Origin of the sequence: Candidatus Competibacter denitrificans Run_A_D11 (genome assembly GCF_001051235.1) — a bacterium.
Classification (GTDB): domain Bacteria; phylum Pseudomonadota; class Gammaproteobacteria; order Competibacterales; family Competibacteraceae; genus Competibacter_A; species Competibacter_A denitrificans.
In genome coordinates this window covers 135394-154026 of record NZ_CBTJ020000042.1, presented here as the reverse complement: position 1 = coordinate 154026, position 18633 = coordinate 135394, and the positions used below count along the sequence as shown (strand labels likewise).

General features: G+C 57.4%; 16 protein-coding genes. 12 read left to right on the top strand and 4 right to left on the bottom strand.

The features are described from left to right. Nucleotides 1-39 precede the first annotated feature (39 nt). The 12 genes from BN873_RS10005 (at nt 40) to BN873_RS09950 (ending at nt 15044) form a co-directional block, all read left to right on the top strand. Nucleotides 40-849 (top strand): mycofactocin-coupled SDR family oxidoreductase, encoded by an 810-nt coding sequence (locus BN873_RS10005; protein WP_048673435.1) that lies wholly within the window; start codon nt 40-42, stop codon nt 847-849. Continuing rightward, on the top strand, nt 846-1136 hold the full coding sequence (gene mftB, locus BN873_RS10000; RefSeq protein WP_048673434.1) for a mycofactocin biosynthesis chaperone MftB: 291 nt from the start codon (nt 846-848) through the stop codon (nt 1134-1136). The genes BN873_RS10005 and mftB overlap by 4 nt, the downstream gene beginning before the upstream one ends. 644 nt (nt 1137-1780) lie before the next feature. Further along, nucleotides 1781-2584 carry a DNA-binding transcriptional regulator KdgR gene (kdgR, locus tag BN873_RS09995; RefSeq protein ID WP_048673433.1) on the top strand — a complete coding sequence of 268 codons (804 nt, stop codon included), beginning with the start codon at nt 1781-1783 and terminating at the stop codon, nt 2582-2584. 269 nt (nt 2585-2853) lie between these two features. Then, nucleotides 2854-4818 carry a sigma-54-dependent Fis family transcriptional regulator gene (locus BN873_RS09990; RefSeq protein ID WP_048673432.1) on the top strand — a complete coding sequence of 655 codons (1965 nt, stop codon included), beginning with the start codon at nt 2854-2856 and terminating at the stop codon, nt 4816-4818. 87 nt (nt 4819-4905) lie between these two features. Further along, nucleotides 4906-5373 (top strand): IS5 family transposase, encoded by a 468-nt coding sequence (locus tag BN873_RS09985; RefSeq protein ID WP_048673431.1) that lies wholly within the window; start codon nt 4906-4908, stop codon nt 5371-5373. After that, nucleotides 5295-5627: a transposase gene (locus BN873_RS09980; protein ID WP_082161207.1), complete on the top strand. Its 333-nt coding sequence runs from the start codon at nt 5295-5297 to the stop codon at nt 5625-5627. The genes BN873_RS09985 and BN873_RS09980 overlap by 79 nt, the downstream gene beginning before the upstream one ends. 119 nt (nt 5628-5746) lie before the next feature. Further along, nucleotides 5747-7876, top strand: coding sequence for a type I restriction-modification system subunit M (locus tag BN873_RS09975; protein ID WP_048673429.1), 2130 nt, complete (start codon nt 5747-5749; stop codon nt 7874-7876). Continuing rightward, nucleotides 7873-9774 (top strand): ATP-binding protein, encoded by a 1902-nt coding sequence (locus BN873_RS09970; RefSeq protein ID WP_048673428.1) that lies wholly within the window; start codon nt 7873-7875, stop codon nt 9772-9774. Before BN873_RS09975 ends, BN873_RS09970 begins: the two co-directional genes overlap by 4 nt. A gap of 106 nt (nt 9775-9880) precedes the next feature. Continuing rightward, nucleotides 9881-11173 (top strand): restriction endonuclease subunit S, encoded by a 1293-nt coding sequence (locus tag BN873_RS09965; RefSeq protein WP_277921592.1) that lies wholly within the window; start codon nt 9881-9883, stop codon nt 11171-11173. Next, nucleotides 11170-11700, top strand: a complete 531-nt coding sequence (locus tag BN873_RS09960) for an ATPase (RefSeq protein WP_048673426.1) — start codon at nt 11170-11172, stop codon at nt 11698-11700. The genes BN873_RS09965 and BN873_RS09960 overlap by 4 nt, the downstream gene beginning before the upstream one ends. Next, nucleotides 11697-11891, top strand: coding sequence for a hypothetical protein (locus BN873_RS09955; RefSeq protein ID WP_048673425.1), 195 nt, complete (start codon nt 11697-11699; stop codon nt 11889-11891). The genes BN873_RS09960 and BN873_RS09955 overlap by 4 nt, the downstream gene beginning before the upstream one ends. A 54-nt stretch (nt 11892-11945) precedes the next feature. Further along, the gene (locus tag BN873_RS09950; RefSeq protein ID WP_048673424.1) at nt 11946-15044 is read left to right on the top strand and encodes a type I restriction endonuclease subunit R; all 3099 of its coding nucleotides are present in this window, start codon (nt 11946-11948) and stop codon (nt 15042-15044) included. A gap of 95 nt (nt 15045-15139) precedes the next feature. Here the strand turns inward: BN873_RS09950 and BN873_RS09945 are convergent, their stop codons facing one another. The 4 genes from BN873_RS09945 to moaB all read right to left on the bottom strand — a co-directional run bounded on the left by BN873_RS09945 (nt 15140) and on the right by moaB (nt 18566). Beyond that, nucleotides 15140-16351, bottom strand: a complete 1212-nt coding sequence (locus BN873_RS09945; RefSeq protein ID WP_048673423.1) for an MFS transporter — start codon at nt 16349-16351, stop codon at nt 15140-15142. 133 nt (nt 16352-16484) lie between these two features. Further along, entirely contained in the window at nt 16485-17174 is a 690-nt protein-coding gene (locus BN873_RS09940) for a sulfite exporter TauE/SafE family protein (protein WP_048673422.1), read from the bottom strand. Between the two features lie 21 nt (nt 17175-17195). Continuing rightward, nucleotides 17196-18044 (bottom strand): formyltetrahydrofolate deformylase, encoded by an 849-nt coding sequence (gene purU, locus BN873_RS09935; RefSeq protein ID WP_048673421.1) that lies wholly within the window; start codon nt 18042-18044, stop codon nt 17196-17198. A gap of 3 nt (nt 18045-18047) precedes the next feature. Then, complete coding sequence (moaB, locus tag BN873_RS09930; RefSeq protein ID WP_048673420.1) at nt 18048-18566, bottom strand: molybdenum cofactor biosynthesis protein B; 519 nt, start codon at nt 18564-18566, stop codon at nt 18048-18050. Between the last annotated feature and the right edge of the window lie 67 nt (nt 18567-18633).

Genomic DNA, 18633 nt, shown 5'->3' with positions numbered 1-18633 from the left:
TGACCAACTGACTGAACCTCTCCTGCAAAGGCGGGACTCATGGGCAAACTGGAAGGAAAAGTCGCATTTATCACCGGGGCGGCTCGTGGTCAGGGTCGGGCACATGCCGTACTAATGGCCCGTGAGGGGGCCGACATTGCGGCGCTGGATATCTGCCATAATCTTCCCTATCCGCGTTATGCGCTGGCCGAGCGTAGCGACCTAGAGGAGACGGCTCAGCAGGTCCGAGAATCCGGTCGTCAGGTGCTGGAACTGGTCGCTGATGTGCGCGATAGCCTGGCGATGGCGATGGCGGTAGAGAAGACAATCGCTGCATTCGGGCATATCGACATTCTAGTCTGCAATGCCGGCATCGCTGATATGGCTCTGACATGGGACATCACTGAAGAGTGGTGGGACATGATGATCGACGTCAACCTTAAAGGCTATTGGCTGGCGGTGAAGTATGTTGTTCCCCACATGCTGGCGCAAAAGACAGGCGGCAGCATCGTCATGACCTCTTCGGTGGCCGGATTGCGTGGTGAACCGGGCATGGCCCATTATTGCGCCTCAAAATGGGGGGTCATTGGGCTGGCTAACTCATTGGCGCAGGAACTGGCACCGCACAACATTACAGTCAATACACTGCATCCGACTGCCGTTGACACCGACATTATTACCGGCATGGCCCACGCTGCGGATATGGCAACAGAAGATCTGGTCGAATTCATTCGTCACGGCAACGCGCTCCCCGTCAAACTGATCGATGCGCAAGATGTCGCTAACGCCGCTTTATGGCTGGTATCAGACGAAGCCCGCTATGTGACTGGACAGAAACTGAATATCGACGCAGGCAGGATGCTTAAATGAGCGCAGCCGTTGAATTGACCGCCGGCTACCGACTGGCGCCGGGAGTGGTGATCCGCCAAGAAAACTTCGGCGGTCTGGTGTATCGGTACGACAACCGCCGCCTCTATTTTCTGTATTCCCATCCAGTTGTCGAATTTGTTCAAGGTCTCGACGGTCAACGTCCTTTGCAGGAGGCCCTGGATAGTTTCCTGGCAGCCTGGGTCAGGTCGCCATCAACAACCCGTGAGGCTCTCATTAAAGTGGTCGCACAATTGGAACGGCTGGGTATTTTGACGTATGAGGCATGAATCGGAACGAGTTGCGCACTCAACCCCACAACCGACACCGCTCCCACCATCGAAATCCGGCGACACACAGATCTTAACAACGTGGTTGAACAGGATCATTGAGCAGTAAAACGGCTCGTTCGGCCGATGCTCGGCTTGCAAACCGTCGCCTCCGCTCGCATCACGCGCCAGGGAATCGAACCTATCCGCTCGATTCCCACGCCGCCTAATTGCGGCTGATCACTGCCTATCAAAACGTTGGCTAGCAAGTAACGCAACGGCATCCTATAAACAGTTGGTGCCATGAAACTGTTTACCATAAAATATAAATATAGGAGTTACGCAGTTGGATCTCTAACAATCTGATTTTAAAAGAAATCGACTTGTGCGGTAGACAACCGAAATTTTCCATTAATCAATCACTTAGAATTTCAACTGCGTAACTCCTAAAATAGTGATTTCATAATATTTTTCATTGCATTCAGCTTCTGCAAGTTCGCAGTTCGGAAGTCTGAGTTTTTGGCTTTACCTACCTTGCCCTCTTTGTAGTAACAGATTTTGCACCGATAAACCAGCAGCTTGCAGCAAGCCATCGAATTTGGGGTCCCTTTTTGGAGAGCCATTATGAAGGGCAGCACAGCGACCGCATCCAGTCAGAAGCCACAATGAATGAAGATCACCGGATCAGCAAAGAGATCGAACCAGTAGCCGCTGTACTCAAAGTGTTTGGCCTACTGGCAGCGCTGGGCGAACGCAAAGATACCAGTATCTCCGAGCTATCTATCCGCTTGGCCATGCCCAAGGCGACGGTCTATCGCTTCCTGCAAACCATGATCTCGCTGGGCGTGGTCCGCCAGGAGGTGGAGAGCGAGCGCTATAGCTTGACCATGAGGCTGTTCGAGCTGGGTGCCAATGTGTTGCAACACCTCGATCTGATTGAGATGGCCAAGCCCCAGATGCAGATGCTCTCCGAGAAAACCTCAGAGACTATCCATCTGGGCGTCCTAGCTGACAGCGAAGTCATCTACATTAACAAGGTCGATGCCAAGCACAACTTGGGCATGTATTCCAGGGTGGGCAAGCGGGCACCGATCCATGTCACCGCGCTGGGCAAGGCGCTACTGGCTTGGGAGGCGCCTGAACGGCGTGATATCGCCATGGCTGGCATGATTTATACACGTTTCCGCAAGAACAGCGTGGTCGGGCCGGAGCAATTTCTGGAAGAACTCGAACGCACCCGCCAACGCAAGTACGGCCTCGATAACGAGGAGTTCGAAGAACATATTATCTGCATCTCGGTGCCCATCTTCGATCATTGGAACAGTGTCGTGGCAGGGCTGAGTGTTTCGTTCCCGGAATTTCGCTTTGATCGAAGCAGGATGGACGAGTACGCCTTGATGATCATTGCTGCGGGTCGGGCCGTGTCGCTGGACTTGGGCTGCTCCGCCTATCCGCCTGATCGGCAATAGGCACCTCTCATCAAATTAGGGGCTACGCGGTTGTCTTCGACCGGGTACAGCTTCAGCACCCCATCATACGTTTGCCTTTCCTTCGGGTTTTGAACATGAGCCGATGAGGCTGCGTATGCCGCTTTGAGCGGCCCCATTCGCTCACAACCCCTTTGAAAAGTTCACCAACACGCTCCCAGCTTCGCTGGGAGTCATTTAACTTTGGGATCAACTATAATTGACTTAGCCTAAGATTTTGATAGATCAAGCTGGTTGCGGGGACAAAAGCCATGTTGCAAGAAATGACGGCACATGCGGCGCATATTCAATCGGTGGTGCAAGGAACTCAGTCCGGCTCAGCGCCAGAAGCCAGGATTGCCCGCTCTTGGCTGCGCTGCGTCAACAGTTATGGCCTTGATCCTATCCACCCTCGCCCAAGTCAAGTCCTCGAACAGACCCGGTTACGCGAACATCAGGAACGGCTAGATGATTTGCTGGATATCGCCCGGATCGAGATCAAAAGTCTCTATCAGCGGATCGCTGGCTCAGGCTTTGCCATTATCCTAACTGACTGCGATGGCGTGATTATCAACTGGACGGGTGACGATAAGCTAAGCAAACCGTTTGAGCATATAGGTTTATGGCTGGGTGCGATCTGGAACGAGGAAAACGAAGGAACCAATGGCATCGGCACCGTCCTCATCGAACGACAAGCCTTGACTGTTCACAGTAACGAGCATTTCCGTAATCGCTACACCCATCTAACTTGTTCAGCCGCCCCAATTTTCGATCCTCAAGGTCAGCTACTGGCGGTGCTGGATATCTCCTCGGTTAGATGCCAGGACTCGCGGCAAAGCCAGTTGCATACTCTCGCGCTGGCGGTCTTGAGCGCTAAAACAATCGAGCATTGCCTTTTCTTGCGGGTATTTCGTAAGCAATTCGTTTTGCGCTTCCATCACCAGCTTGAATACATGGGCCAGGGCAACGAGGGCTTACTGGCCTTCGATAACAGCGGGCGGATTCTGGCTGCTAACCAAAGTGCGGCGGATCAACTCCAACAGACCCGCCAGCAGATGATCGGCCAGCGGATTGATGCGCTATTCGCTGTTAGCCTGGAAGCCCTGCTGGGACACAGCTGCAATCAGCCCGTCATGCTGAAGCCGATTTGCAATACCAACAAAGACTTGTTTTTTGTTTTGTTGCACGGGACCGAACGGCAGCCATCCAACACGCGGTCGAGCACGGCCAGCATTACGGCTGAACGGTCGCCGCTGCACATGAGAACGTTGGAAGGGTTGTCGGGCGATGACCCTCTGATGACCTACAACGTCCATTGCGCCCGGCGGGTCATGAATAAGCGGGTCAACATCCTGTTGACAGGCGAAACCGGTACAGGGAAGGAAGTCTTCACTAAAGCCCTTCATGAAGCCAGCGACCGGGCCGGTAAATCCTTTGTCGCCGTGAATTGCGCCTCGATACCGGAAAGCCTGATCGAAAGCGAGTTGTTTGGCTATAAATACGGCGCTTTTACCGGCGCACGTCAGGAGGGCCGACGTGGCAAGATTCTGCAAGCACACGGCGGCACGTTGTTTCTGGATGAGATCGGTGATATGCCGCCACCCTTGCAAACCCGGTTGCTGAGGGTGCTGGAAGAAAAGGCGGTGTTGCCGCTCGGCAGTGATACGCCGGTTCCCGTGGATGTCTATTTAATCAGCGCCACCCACCGCAATTTGCAGGAGCGTATTGCGATTGGGGCGTTTCGGGAAGACCTGTATTATCGGCTGAATGGTCTGGAACTGAGGCTGCCTGCTCTGCGCGAACGCAGCGACCGGTCCTCGCTGATTCGCAACCTGCTGGCTATGGAAAGCGACGGCGTAGACATTCGCATTGCCGAGGATGCCTTTGCCGCGCTGAAAGCGTATTCCTGGCCTGGCAATATCCGCCAATTGCGTAATGTGTTGCGTACTGCGGCCGCGCTGTGCGAAAACCGGATCATCCGACTGGAAGACTTGCCGGCCGAAATCGTCGGCCTGTCGCTGCCTTACCCGGTGCAACGCAATTTAGGCTATGGAGCAGTGGTATCCAATGCTGTTGGCGGTCTCGCCCAAGCCGAGCGAGAGGCTCTGCTGCACGAACTGGACCGCCAGGACTGGAATATCACCAACACCGCCACTCACCTGGGGTTCAGTCGCAACACCCTCTATCGTAAGATGCGCAAGCATGGTATTCAGCCACGCGAATATCCAGTACCGTAAAATGCGCTGAGAGTCCGTCCCTAAACATACCGAGTTTAAATAATCTGTTATAATAGCAAGATCTGGGGGAAAGCAGAGGAAGAAGCGATGTGGACGGTCGAGAATCGGCGGCGCTATAACCGCGATACGCTGCGCTATCCGAGCGATCTAACGGAGGAGGAGTGGAGTCTGGTCGAGCCGCTGATTCGCCCGGCTAAGCCGGGCGGCAACCGCCGGCGGGTGAATGTGCGCGAGGTGATGAACGGGATTTTGTATGTGCTCTCGACGGGCTGCCAATGGCGGGCAGTGCCCAAGGATTTACCCCCTCGGAGCACATTGTTTGGGTATCTGGATTTGTGGATCTATGACGGTACGCTGGATGATTTACACACGGTGTTGTATGAACCGTGTCGGGTACAGGGGGGAGGTGATCCCGAACCCAAGACCGCCCTCATCGGCCGCCAAAGGGTCAAGTCAGCGGAAAAAGGGGGGCACGGATTGACCCTGCGGGCTATGATGCGGGTCAATGCATCAAGGGCAAGAAACACCAGATCTCGGTTGATACCCAGGGGTTAGTGCTCCATGCCCTGATCCATCCGGCGAATCGACAGGATCGGGACGGTCGATTAGACCTGCTAGCCACCCTGCAAACCACCTTTCCCAAGCTCAAGACCCTCTTTGCCGATGCCGCCTATCAAGGCCCCCGCTTTCGCCAAGGCGTCGCCGCGCTCCGGGGTACTCTTGAGGTCGAAATTGCCAAACGTCCTATGCAGGATCAAGGGGTTACTGTGCTGCCCAAGCATTGGCTCGTTGAGCGGACTTTGGTCTGATTGAATCGCTCTGGGCGCCTGTTAGGACTCGCATCAAATCGAAGCCTGCTATCGACCACCGATAATCTACCGGGCCGGTAGCAGCGCAATCGAATCCTTTATAATTCCAGGACGCCCGCATGAGCGCCAATTTCCAACAACTTGCCAATTTCATCTGGTCGGTGGCCGACCTGCTGCGCGGTCCCTACCGCCCGCCGCAATACGAGCGCGTGATGCTGCCGCTGACCGTGCCGCGCCGCTTCGATGCCGTGCTAGCACCCAGCAAACAGGCCGTGCTGAAGCGCTATGTCGAACTGAGCAGCAAGGGCATTCCCAATATCGACGCCATCCTCAACAACCTGGCCAAGGATGAAGACGGTAGCTCGCTGGGCTTTCATAACCACAGCCAGCTTGATTTCTACAAGCTCAAGGGCGACCCCGACAACATCGGTCGTCACCTGGCCGACTACATCGCCGGTTTCTCCGAGAACATCCGCAAGATCTTCGAGCGCTTTGAGTTCGACAAGGAGATCGAAAAGCTTGAAGAATCTAACCGCCTGTATCAGGTGGTCACCCAGTTCGCCGATATTGACCTGCATCCGCGCCAGGTCGATAACCTCACCATGGGGCTGGTGTTCGAAGACCTGATCCGCCGCTTCAACGAAGCCGCCAATGAAACGGCTGGGGATCACTTTACACCGCGCGAAGTGATCCGGCTCATGGTCAACCTATTGCTGGAACCCGATACCCAGGTACTCACCCAGCCCGGCGTCATAGTCACCATTTGCGACCCCGCGTGTGGCACCGGCGGGATGCTGGCCGAGGCGCAAAACTGGATTCGCGCCCATAACGAGCAAGCCATGGTTAAAGTATTCGGGCAGGACTATAACCCCCGCTCCTACGCCGTGGCCGCCTCCGATCTCTTGATCAAGGGCCACAATGATGGCCAGGTGGTGCTGGGCAACACCCTGACCGACGACCCGTTTCCAGATCAGCGCTTTGATTATCTGTTGGCCAACCCGCCCTTCGGCGTGGACTGGAAAGCGGAGAAAAAGATCATCGCCCGCCGCCCCAACTTCCGTGGCTACAGCGGCAAGCTGCCGCGCATCAACGACGGCGCCCTGCTGTTCCTGCTCTACATGATGAGCAAGTTTCAAGACTTCAAAGCGGGCGACCGTGATAAGCCCGGCTCGCGCACCGCCATCGTCTTCAACGGCTCGCCGCTGTTCACTGGCGGCGCTGGCAGTGGTGAGAGCGAAATCCGCCGCTGGATCATCGAGCGTGACCGACTCGAAGCCATCATCGCCCTACCGGAGCAGATGTTCTACAACACGGGTATCGGCACCTTCATCTGGGTGGTCACCAACCGCAAGGCCGCCCACCGCAAAGGCAAGATTCAGTTGATCGACGCCCGCGAGCGCTGGACGCCGATGAAGCGTAGCCTTGGCGACAAGCGCCGCTATCTCGATCAGGTCGCGCTTGATACCGTCACCCGCGAACACGGCGCACTGGAGAACAACGCCACCAGCCGGGTGTTCGACAACAGCGATTTCGGCTATCGCCGTATCAGCGTGCTGCGCCCGCTGCGGCTGCGCTTCCAGATCACCGCCGAGGCCAAGGAGCGCTTCCTCAACGCCTGCCCGGAGTTACGCGGCGCGGTGCGGGCCATCGAAGGCACCATGGGTGCCGAACCCTGGCTTGATTGGAACGAAGCCTGGGCCAACGTGCAGAAGATCGTCAAAACGCTGCCTGATGATGTGGAAGGCTGGACACCCGGCGCCAAGGGCGCGGCGCAGAAGAAGACCTTCCGCGACTGCTTCACCGCCGTGGATACTGAAGCCGCGCCCGTCATCGCCAAACATTACCGGGATGACCCCATGGGCACAGGTCAACGCTTCCCCGGCCAGAACATGCCCGCCGATCTCACCACCCGCGAGCTTTACACGCTGCTGGGCTTTTTCAGCGATGGCAAGGGCGGTTTCATCGAGTACGAAGCCGACCCGGCGCTGAAAGATGCCGAGAATATTCCGCTGAAAGAGGATATTGTCAGCTACGTGCGGCGCGAAGTTCGGCCCTACGTGGCAGATGCCTGGATCGACCGCGAGACGCTGGACGAGCAAGACGGTGGCATCGGCAAGGTCGGCTACGAGATCAACTTCAACCGCGTGTTCTTCCAGTACCAGCCACCGCGCCCGCTCGCCGAGATCGACGCTGAATTGGCCGAGGTGGAAAAGCGGATTCTGGCGTTGCTGCGAGAGGTGACGGAGTGACTGTGCAGGAACTGCTCGAACGTCTCAATCTACTAGACGAAAACGAGCGCATTGAAGCCAAACGCGCCGATGAGGTCGGCAAATCGCTGCTCGAAACCGTCTGCGCTTTCGCCAATGAGCCGGGCCTCGGCGGCGGCTGGCTGCTGCTTGGCGTGACGTGTGAAGAATTAGCCCTGTTTCCCGCTTATGAAGTCCAGGGGATCGGCCATCCCGACAAGATCAGCGCCGATCTCGCCAGCCAGGCTGCTGGCATGTTCAACCGCCCGCTACGGCTCGACATCCAGACCGAGGTGTTTGGCGGCAAAGCCGTGATTGCCGTATTCGTACCCGAGGCCGCGCCGCAGGACAAACCGGTCTACCTCAAGGCGCAGGGCTTGCCGCGTGGTGCCTTTCGGCGCATCGGCAGCACCGATCAGCACTGCACCGAAGATGACCTGATCGCGCTCTACCAGGGCCGACAGTATGAGAGTTTCGATGCTGGTCTGGTGCCGGACGGCACGTTCGACGACTTCTCCCCCGAAGCCCTCGCCGACTATCGTCAATCCCGCCGCGACGCCAACCCCGATGCCGAAGAACTGCGTTGGAGTGATGAAGAACTGCTACAGGCGCTCGGAGGTGTGCGGCTCAACGAACAAGGGACATGGCAACCCACCGTTGCCGGGCTGATCCTGTTCGGCAAGCCGGTCGCCTTGCGCCGCACATTCCCGATGACGCGGGTTGACTATATCCGCGTTCCCGGTCGTGAATGGGTGTCCGACCCCGAACGACGCTTCGACAGCCTGGAGCTGCGCGACCCACTGTTCCGGCTCATCCGCCGTGTGCAAGCGGCCATCCTCGACGACCTGCCCAAGGCTTTCGGCCTTGCCGAAGGCGATCTTCAGCGCAAAGACAGCCCCATCGTGCCACAGCGGGTGATCCGCGAAGCCGTTGTCAATGCACTGATGCACCGCAACTACCGCAGCCATGCGCCGGTGCAGATAATCCGTTACAGCAATCGTCTGGAAATCCGCAACCCCGGCTTTTCACTCAAATCACCCGATCACCTGGGCGAACCTGGGTCGCTGCCGCGCAACCCTAAACTGGCCGCCGCGCTCTACGACACTCGCTTTGCCGAAACCAAGGGCAGCGGCGTGCGCGTCATGCGCGAGATATGCGAGAAGGCCGGGCTGGCACCACCGCTGTTCGAATCCGACCGTGGACAGGATCAGTTCGTCGTTCGCCTGTTCTTCCACCACTTTCTGGGTCCGGGCGATCTGGTGTGGCTGGCGCGCTTCAAGAACCTACATCTTTCCGAGGCCGAAGCCCGCGCGCTCGTCGTTGCCCGCGAAGTCGGCGCCATCGACAACGCTACCTGGCGTGACATCAACAAGGTGGACACTTTGACCGCCAGCCAGTCGCTGAAAAAACTGCGCGGCGCTGGTCTGCTCCAGCAGAAGGGTCGCGGCTCAGCCACCTGGTACCAGCCCACCGGTAAGATGCTGGGAGACAATGACGGCTTGCCCAGTAACTCCGGCGGCTTATCTAGCAAGCTCGACGGCTTATCTAGTAACCCCCAGGGCTTGTCTAGTAACCCCCAAGGCTTGTCTAGTAACTCTGACCTATTGGCAGACCCTGAGCGGCGTGCCTTGTTCAACGAGTTGCCTGGTGAGATAGCAGCCCAAGTGGGCGCCATCGGCCAGCGCCGCCCGCCCGAGGAAGTACGCGAGTTGGTCGTCGCACTTTGTCAGCACCGGGACTACCGTGCTGAAGAACTGGCTTTGCTGCTGGCCCGCAATGTTGAAACCGTCCGACAGAATTATTTGCGCCCGTTGTTGCGTGCCGGTCGCATTCGCATGACCCGGCCCGACGTGCCGAACGACCCGGAACAAGCGTATCGCGCCGTGGGGGAATGGTCATGATGGGGTCGGACATTGCGGCAATACCGCCGCGCCCGCTCGCCGAGATTGATGCTGAATTGGCCGAGGTGGAAAAGCGGATTCTGGCGTTGCTGCGAGAGGTGACGGAGTGAGCGCCTTACCTTATTCCTCGAAGTTAAAATATTTCCCTGATAGATGGGAGCTACGCCGCTTGAAGCATGTTGGCACTGTTATGAGTGGCACTGGTTTTCCTCATGAATACCAAGGGACCGAAAACGAAGAATTTCCATTTCTGAAAGTTTCCGACATGTCGGCTCCCGGTAGCGAAAAATGGATTTCTCATGCGGTGAATTCAGTGAGTATGGCTACTGCAAAAGAGCTTGGTGCCTCCATCGTTCCAGAGCATTCAATCGTATACGCAAAAATAGGCGCGGCCTTACTTTTGAATAAGCGAAGATTGGTTGGTAGACCGTCATGCATTGACAATAACATGTCAGCCTTTGTACCAAGTTCTGTAACACCAGAATGGGCGTTGTGGTGGATGTCAACACTAGATTTTGGGGAGTACGTGAATCCCGGAACGATACCATCGTTCACCGAAGGGCAGCAAAAAGATCTACCCTTCTTAGTCCCTCCACTAGAAATTCAGCGCCTCATCGCCAACTATCTCGACCGCGAAACCGCCCGCATTGACGGGCTGATTGCCGAGAAGGAACGCATGTTGGCGCTGCTGGAAGAAAAACGCGCCGCTCTCATCAGCCGTGCCGTCACCCGTGGCCTCGACCCCAACGCTCCGCTCAAGCTCTCCGGCCAGGAATGGTTGGGCGAGACTCCGGCGCATTGGGAGGAGCCACGAGCGAAGGGTCTATTTCACGAAATCGACAGGCGGACGGAGACTGGAGAAGAGACTCTGCTTTCATTGCGAATGGGCAAAGGGCTAGTTCCCCACAACGATGTCTCAGAAAAACTTCTGGAAGCGAATGACGTTACTGGGTTTAAGAAGATTGAACCTGGCCAAATGGTCATCAATCGAATGCGCGCGGCCAGCGGGCTTATCGCAGTAGCTACAGAGCCGGGATTGGTCAGTCCTGATTACGCAGTGTTCGATGTTGTAGACCAAGAACTATCTATTGAGTACTTCCTCGAACTGTTCAAAACATCACTTCTTCAAGCGGTTTTCAGATCGTCTTCAAAAGGCCTGGGCACGGGCGAACAAGGTTTCTTGCGCCTATACACAGATGCTTTCCTGTCCCTCCACTTTCCGTATCCACCCATTGGCGAACAGCGCGCTATTGCCTCATTCATTAAGCAGCAGTGTTCAGAAATGCTGCACATGGAGAGTCTGCTTCGTCGTTCAATTGATCTTGCAAAAGAACGCCGCGCCGCCCTAATCACCGCCGCTGTCACCGGGCAAATTCCGTTGGAGGCGATGCGCGAATGACTGCCTCCACGTTGCTCCGCGTTCTGATTATCGCCGGACCCAACGGGGCTGGTAAAACTACGTTTGCCAACGAATTTCTTCCCAAAGAAGCTAATTGCCCCCATTTCATCAATGCGGATCTGATCGCAGCGGGGCTAAGCCCGTTTCAACCGGAGGAGGCGGCCTTTCGGGCGGGCCGTCTGGTGCTGGAACGGATAGCCGTCTTTGTACGCCAGCGGCAGAGTTTCGCTTTCGAGACGACGCTCAGTGGCAGAATTTACGCGCACCTGATAACACAGTGGCGTGCTCAGGGTTATTTCGTCGAACTTTTCTTTTTGCGCCTCCCGGATGCCGATTTCGCAGTCTCCCGCGTCCGACAACGTGTTGCCGAGGGCGGCCATAATGTAGCAGAACCCACGATCCGGCGCCGATTCAAGGCGGGCTGGCGTAACTTCGAAACGATATACAAACCATTAGTAGATGCCTGGGCGATCTATGACAATGCAGGAATTTCTCCCCTGTTGATCAGCAAAGGAGCCAATCCATGAACCACGAGAACTGCCCCGCCAACCAACCGCAGGACGATTTCGATCTGGCGCTGGCCGCAATGGAACGAGCCGCCGGTACGGCACGGAAACGGGCACTTATGCGAGATGGCAAGTTAGTCGCGTGGCGTAATGGTCATCCGGTCAACGAACAAGTGAATGATTCGAGCGAGACCCGGAGATGTCCCGGTTAAGTTAAAGAAAACGGCTTTCTTTAACTAAGCTGTCCCAAGAGTAAAGGAAGACAAATGAAGCACACCTCCGAGGCCGCTTTTGAAACCGCCATCGAATCGGTTCTGCTGGCCAATGGTTACACGCGGGTCGATGGCAAGGGCTTCGACCGCGAACGTGCCCTCTTTCCCGCTGAAACCCTGGGCTTCATTCAAGCGACTCAGGCCAAGGCGTGGGAAAAACTCGCAGCGCTACACGGCACGCAAACTGGCGAGCGAGTGCTGGAATCCTTGTGCAAGTGGCTGGACACGCATGGCACGCTCGCCACCCTGCGCCACGGCTTCAAATGCTTCGGCCGCACACTGCGGGTGGCCTTCTTCCGCCCTGCGCACGGGTTGAACCCGGAGCTGGAGGCGCGCTATCAGGCCAATCGGCTGGGGCTGACCCGCCAGTTGCATTTCAGCCCCAGGAACGAAAAATCCTTGGATGTGGTGCTGTCGGTCAACGGCCTTCCGATAGTGACGCTAGAACTCAAGAACCCCTTGAGTGGGCAGACGGCAGCGAATGCCATCCACCAATACCGCCACGACCGCGACCCGCGTGAACCCATCTTCGTGTTCACCAAACGCGCGCTGGTGCATTTTGCGGTGGATACCGAAGAGGCCCACATGGCCACCCGCCTGGCCGGTTCATCCACCATCTTTCTGCCCTTCAACCGGGGCATGGACGGTGGCGCCGGCAACCCGCCCGACCGCGAAGGGCGCAACTACAAAACCGCTTACCTGTGGGAAGAGGTGCTGCAACGCGACAGCCTGCTCGATCTGCTCGCCCGCTTCCTGCATCTTGATGTGGAAGACAAAGTCGTCTGGAACGAATTTGGACAGCCGCAGGCTGGCCCGAAGGATGGCCTCCAGGGACGGTGGCCGCAAAAGACGACAGACGACGGCAAGAAGGTGTGCAAGGAAAGCCTGATCTTTCCGCGCTATCACCAATTGCAGGCGGTGCGCCAGATGGTGGCGACTGCCGCCAGCGAAGGTGTGGGGCATAACTACCTGGTCGAACACTCGGCCGGCAGCGGCAAGAGCAACACCATCGCCTGGCTGGCGCATCGGCTGTCCAGCCTGCACAACCAGCGTGACGAACGGCTGTTCGACAGCGTGGTAGTGATCACCGACCGGGTGGTGTTGGATCGCCAGTTGCAAAATACCATCTACCAGTTCGACCACCGCCAGGGCGTGGTGCAGAAGATCGACGAAGACTCGCGCCAACTGGCGGAGGCGCTGGCCGCCGGCGTGCCGATCATCATCACCACGCTGCAAAAGTTCCCCTTCGTCTCCGGGCAACTCGCCAAGCTGAGCGAAGAACGAGGGGAAGGCGGTAAAAACCATCTGCCGACCCGCAAGTACGCTGTCATCATCGACGAGGCGCACAGCTCTCAATCCGGCGAAACGGCGACCGAGTTGAAGGGGGTGCTGGGCGGCACTGAGCTGCGCAACAAAGCCCAGGAGATGGCCAAGGAGGAAGGCGAAATCGAATTGGAGCGCCTGTTTCATTCCATGGCCAAGCGCGGCCAACAGCCGAACATGAGCTTTTTCGCCTTCACCGCCACGCCCAAACACAAAACGCTGGCGATCTTTGGCCGCAACGGTGAACCCTTCCATCGCTACACCATGCGCCAAGCCATTGAGGAAGGTTTCATTGAGGATGTGCTGAAAAACTACGTCACCTACAAAACCTACTACAAGCTGATCAAGAAAGCCGAGGACGACCCCAACGTCGAGCGCAAGAAAGCGGTTAAGGCACTGGCGCGGTTCATGCGCCTGCACCCGCACAACATTGGCCAGAAGACCGAAGTGATGGTCGAACATTTCCAGCACTTCACCCGCCACAAGATCGGCTGTCATGCCAAGGCCATGGTGGTCACTGGCTCGCGGCTGGAGGCGGTGCGCTACAAGCAGGAATTCGACAGCTACATCAAAGAGAAGGGCTACCCCATCAAGACGCTGGTGGCCTTTTCGGGCACGGTGGAAGACGACAAGCTACCGGAGCAGACTTACACCGAAGTCGAGATGAACGGCGGCCTCAAGGAGAAGGCACTGCCCGATACCTTCGCCAAACCCGATTTCCGCCTGCTGCTGGTCGCCGAGAAGTACCAGACCGGCTTCGATCAACCGCTGCTGCACACGATGTACGTGGACAAGCGCCTCGCGGGTATTCAGGCTGTGCAGACCCTATCGCGCTTGAACCGTACCCACCCGCTCAAGGACGACACCTTCGTGCTGGATTTTGTCAACGAGCCAGGAGAAATCCAGGAAGCGTTTCGCCAGTACTACGAAGGCTCGGTGATGGGTGAGCAAGTTGATCCGAACAGGCTCTACGAAGTCAACGCCGAACTGGATGCCTCTGGGATCTATCTGCATACCGAGGTCATCGAGTTTTCAAACCTCTTCTTTGCTCCCAAACGCCGACAGAGCACCGGCGACCATAAGATGATGAATGCGGTTCTCGATCAGGCCGTCACCCGCTTTGCCGAGTTGCAGAACACAGCAGAAGAAGAGGCCGAGCTATGGCGTGGCAAGGTGCAGGCGTTCCGCAATCTCTACAGTTTTCTAAGCCAGGTGATTCCCTATCAGGACAGCGACCTGGAAAAGCTGTTCACCTATCTGCGATACCTGGCGCTGAAGCTGCCCAAGCGCAAGAATGGGCCGGGCTATCAGTTCGATGAAGAGGTCGAACTCGATTACTACCGGTTGCAGAAAATCAGTGAAGGTTCAATCAGCCTCAACGAGGGCTATGCCAAACCGCTGGATGGCCCGCGCGAGGTCGGATCGGGCATGGTGCGCGAAGATCATGTTGCGTTATCTCGCCTGATCGATCTCATCAATCAGCGCTTCGGTGGTGAGCTGAATGAAGCGGATCAACTGTTCTTCGATCAGATCGCCGAAGCGGCGAGCCTGAATGAGTCGTTGCAGAAAGCGGCTGAGGTCAACTCGCTCGACAAATTCCAACTCGTGTTCCGGCAGGTGCTGGAGTCTTTATTCATTGAGCGGATGGAGATGAACGAGGAGTTATTCACCGACTACATGGGTAAACCAGATCTACAGGAGTTAGTATCAAAGTGGCTGGGCAGTCAGGTTTATCAGCGGATTTCGGCAGCGAAGAAGGCGGGCCACTAACACACATCGGGGCCGCCTGGCAAAGAACCCCTCCAATGTTAACGGTCGCTGCCTGCTCTGCCGCAATACGGTTCCGAGCGAGCACGGGCGCCAGCTCACGCCACCGCCGGCCTGACCACCGGCGCTTCCCGAATCGGCAAATTAACGAGGGCAGCCGCAGCGGCAAACGCCATATCGGTGTACCACATCCAGTTGTAATCACCGAAATGAGTAATCGCCAATCCGCCCAGATAAGCGCCGAAGAAACCACCGATTTGATGCGATAACAGCGTCAATCCGAACAAGGTCGCCATATAGCGAATGCCAAACAGCTTGCCAACGATAGCCGCCGTTGGCGGCACGGTCGCCAGCCAGGTAAATCCCAAACCCGCGGCGAACAGGTAATACACCCACTCGGTGCGCGGCATCATCAGATACCATGCAATCAGCAACGCCCGTGAACCGTACATCATCGCCAACACGTATTTGCTGCGGTAGCGGGAAACGCACCAGCCGGCATAAAGGCTACCGAAGACATTCGCCAAGCCAATAATGGCCAGTGACCAACTGGCAACGGCGGCCGGCAACCCGCAAAGCTGGACCTCACCCGGCAGATGAGTGACCAAGAAGGCGATGTGCAGACCGCAGGTAAAAAAACCGGCGTGAAGCAGCAGATAGCTGGGATTACCCAGCGCATCGCGCAGGGCGCACATCACGCCGGTATCTTCCTGAGTATGGCTGACTGGTGCGGTTATCGGCTTAGTGAGTTTACCAACCAGCGGCAACGCGCTCAGGATCAACACCGCCATCGCCCACAGCGCGCCCATCCAGCCGACGCTCTGAATCAACTTTTGCATAACCGGCGCGAACACGAACTGGCCGAACGAGCCGCCGGCATTAATCACACCGGAAGCAGCACCGCGCGCTTCGGCCGGCATCCGTTGCGCCGCTGCCCCAATCAGCACCGAGAAACTCCCCGCCCCCGAACCGATGGCCGACAACAACCCCAGGGAGACAATCAGCCCGAATCCAGACTGCATGAAGGGCGTGATGGCACTGCCGAGCGCCATAATCAGCAAACCACCAATCAGCACCGCGCGGGGGCCGTAACGGTCGGCGAACGCGCCGGCAATCGGTTGAATCGCACCCCAGGTGAATTGCCCGATGGCTAGAGCCAGGCTGATCGTGACCACCCCAAGTCCAGTCGCGGTATCCAGTGGACTAACGAACAAGCCGAGCGATTGCCGCGCGCCCATCGTCACCATCAAAATCCCAGCGGCGGCCAAGGTCGTCACCAGGATATCGGGTCTTTTTAAGGTGTGGAACATGAAGGGTATTCCTGCGCGCAGTGCGATGGGGTGGTCAAGAAACTATAGTTTTCAAAAGCACTCCGGCATAGCCCATCACCCATGATCTCCCACCGTTACGCAGCAGGGACAGGAAGCGAGCCGGCAGGGTTTGCTAGGCAGCGGCCACGGCGACCCAGACCTTATGACCGCCAAACGCCGCAATCAGCGCGCCGGCGGTGTAACGAACCCACGGTCGGCGCAAAAAACCCGCTAGCGCCGCTGCGACAGTACCCATCGCCAGCAGCACCGGCAAGGTGCCCAACCCGAAGCTCAGCAGCAACAACCCCCCCTGCACCGCCCCGCCGGAGCCGATGGCCCAAACCAGCACACTGTAAACCAGCCCGCACGGCAGCCAGCCCCATACCAGACCGACCCCGAAGGCTTGAGCGGGTGTGCGAACTGGCAGCCATCGGCGACCCAGCGGCTCAATCCGCCGCCACAGCCGACCACCCGCTTCCTCCAACCGACCGAGCACCCGCCACCAACCGCCGATATACAGTCCCAGCAGCACCATGAACAGGCCCGCCAGAACTTGCAACGCCAATTGCGCACGATGAACAGCCATCAGGTGAGCCGCCCACGCCCCTACCCCGCCGGCCAGCATTCCGGCGCTGACATAGCTGGCGATGCGGCCGCCGTTATAAGCGAGCAGATAGGCTAATCGGCCCTGTAGCATTGATCCAGGCATTGCCGGCAAACCCAGAGTGACCGCGCCCACGATGCCGCCACACATGCCGAAACAATGGACGCCACCGGTCAGGCCAACCAGCCAGGCAGCGAAAAAAAGGCTCAATGGCTCCACGCAGCAACTCCGGCGTTAGCCCTAGCGCAGCACCACGGTCTTGTCACCATTGAGAAAAACCCGTCGCTCCAGGTAATAGTGCAACGCACGCGCCAGGACGATGTTTTCAATATCGCGGCCGACGGCGGCCAGGTGTTCCGCCGTCTGGGCATGATCGACCCGCTCCACTTCCTGCTCAATGATCGGCCCCTCATCAAGATTGGCGGTCACGAAATGGGCGGTCGCGCCGATCAGCTTGACCCCACGGGTGTACGCCTGATGGTAAGGCTTGGCGCCTTTAAACCCCGGTAAGAAAGAGTGATGAATATTGATCGCCCGACCGGCCAGCGCCGCACACAACTCCGGTGACAGGATTTGCATGTAGCGAGCGAGCACTACCAGTTCGGTGCCGGTTTGCTCCACCAGATCCAGGATTTGCCGCTCCTGCTGCGCCTTAACCGGTCCCAGAGGCAAATGATGAAACGGCAAGGCGTGCCATTCGGCCAGATGCGCCAAGTAGCGGTGATTGGAAACGATGGCGGTGATGTCCATTCGCAGCGCGCCGGTTCGATGCCGGTACAACAAATCGTTCAGACAATGTTCCGCCTTCGACACCAGGATCATGACTCGCGGCAAGCGACGCGGGTCATAGAGGCGCCAAACCATCTGGAAACGGCCGGCCAGCACCCCAAAATCCGCCAGCAGCGCCGGTTCGGTAGCGGCATCGAGATCGAACACCAAACGCATGAAGAACCGGCCAGATTCGGTGTCGCTGAACTGATCAGACTCAATGATGTTGCCATGATGGCCCGCCAATAAACCCGACACGGCGGCCACAATCCCCACTTGATCCGGGCAGGTGATGGTCAGGCTATAGCGCAGAATTTGCATCTTTTAGCGCTCCCGCAAGCGCGGCAGCAATTCGACAAAATTGCACGGCTGGGTACGGATATCCAACTGCGTTCGCAGGATTCGATCCCAGCCGGTGCGACACGCCCCGGCAGAACCGGGCAAACAAAAAATGAAGGTCGCATTGGCCAAGCCGCCCAATGCCCGCGATTGCAAGGTGGCCGTGCCGATCTCTTCCCACGACAACATTCGGAACAGTTCACCGAAACCACCGAGTTCTTTATCAAACAACGGTCGAACCGCTTCCGGCGTACTGTCACGACCGGTCACCCCGGTCCCGCCGGTCGTCAAGATAACCTGTATCTGCGGATCGGCGATCCATCCCGACAGTACCGCCCGGATGCGATAAATGTTGTCAGGGACGATGGCCCGCTGTGCCAACCGATGGCCCGCGGCGGTCAATCGCTCAACCAAGGTGCGGCCAGACTCATCATCCGCTTCGGTTCGTGTGTCAGAGACCGTTAGCACCGCGATGGCCAGCGGGAGAAACTCGCGTTCATTCATTGACGTTACCTATAGCAAAATACGCTCTGGCGACCCATAAAAATGGACCGGAAAAACTTGAAATCCG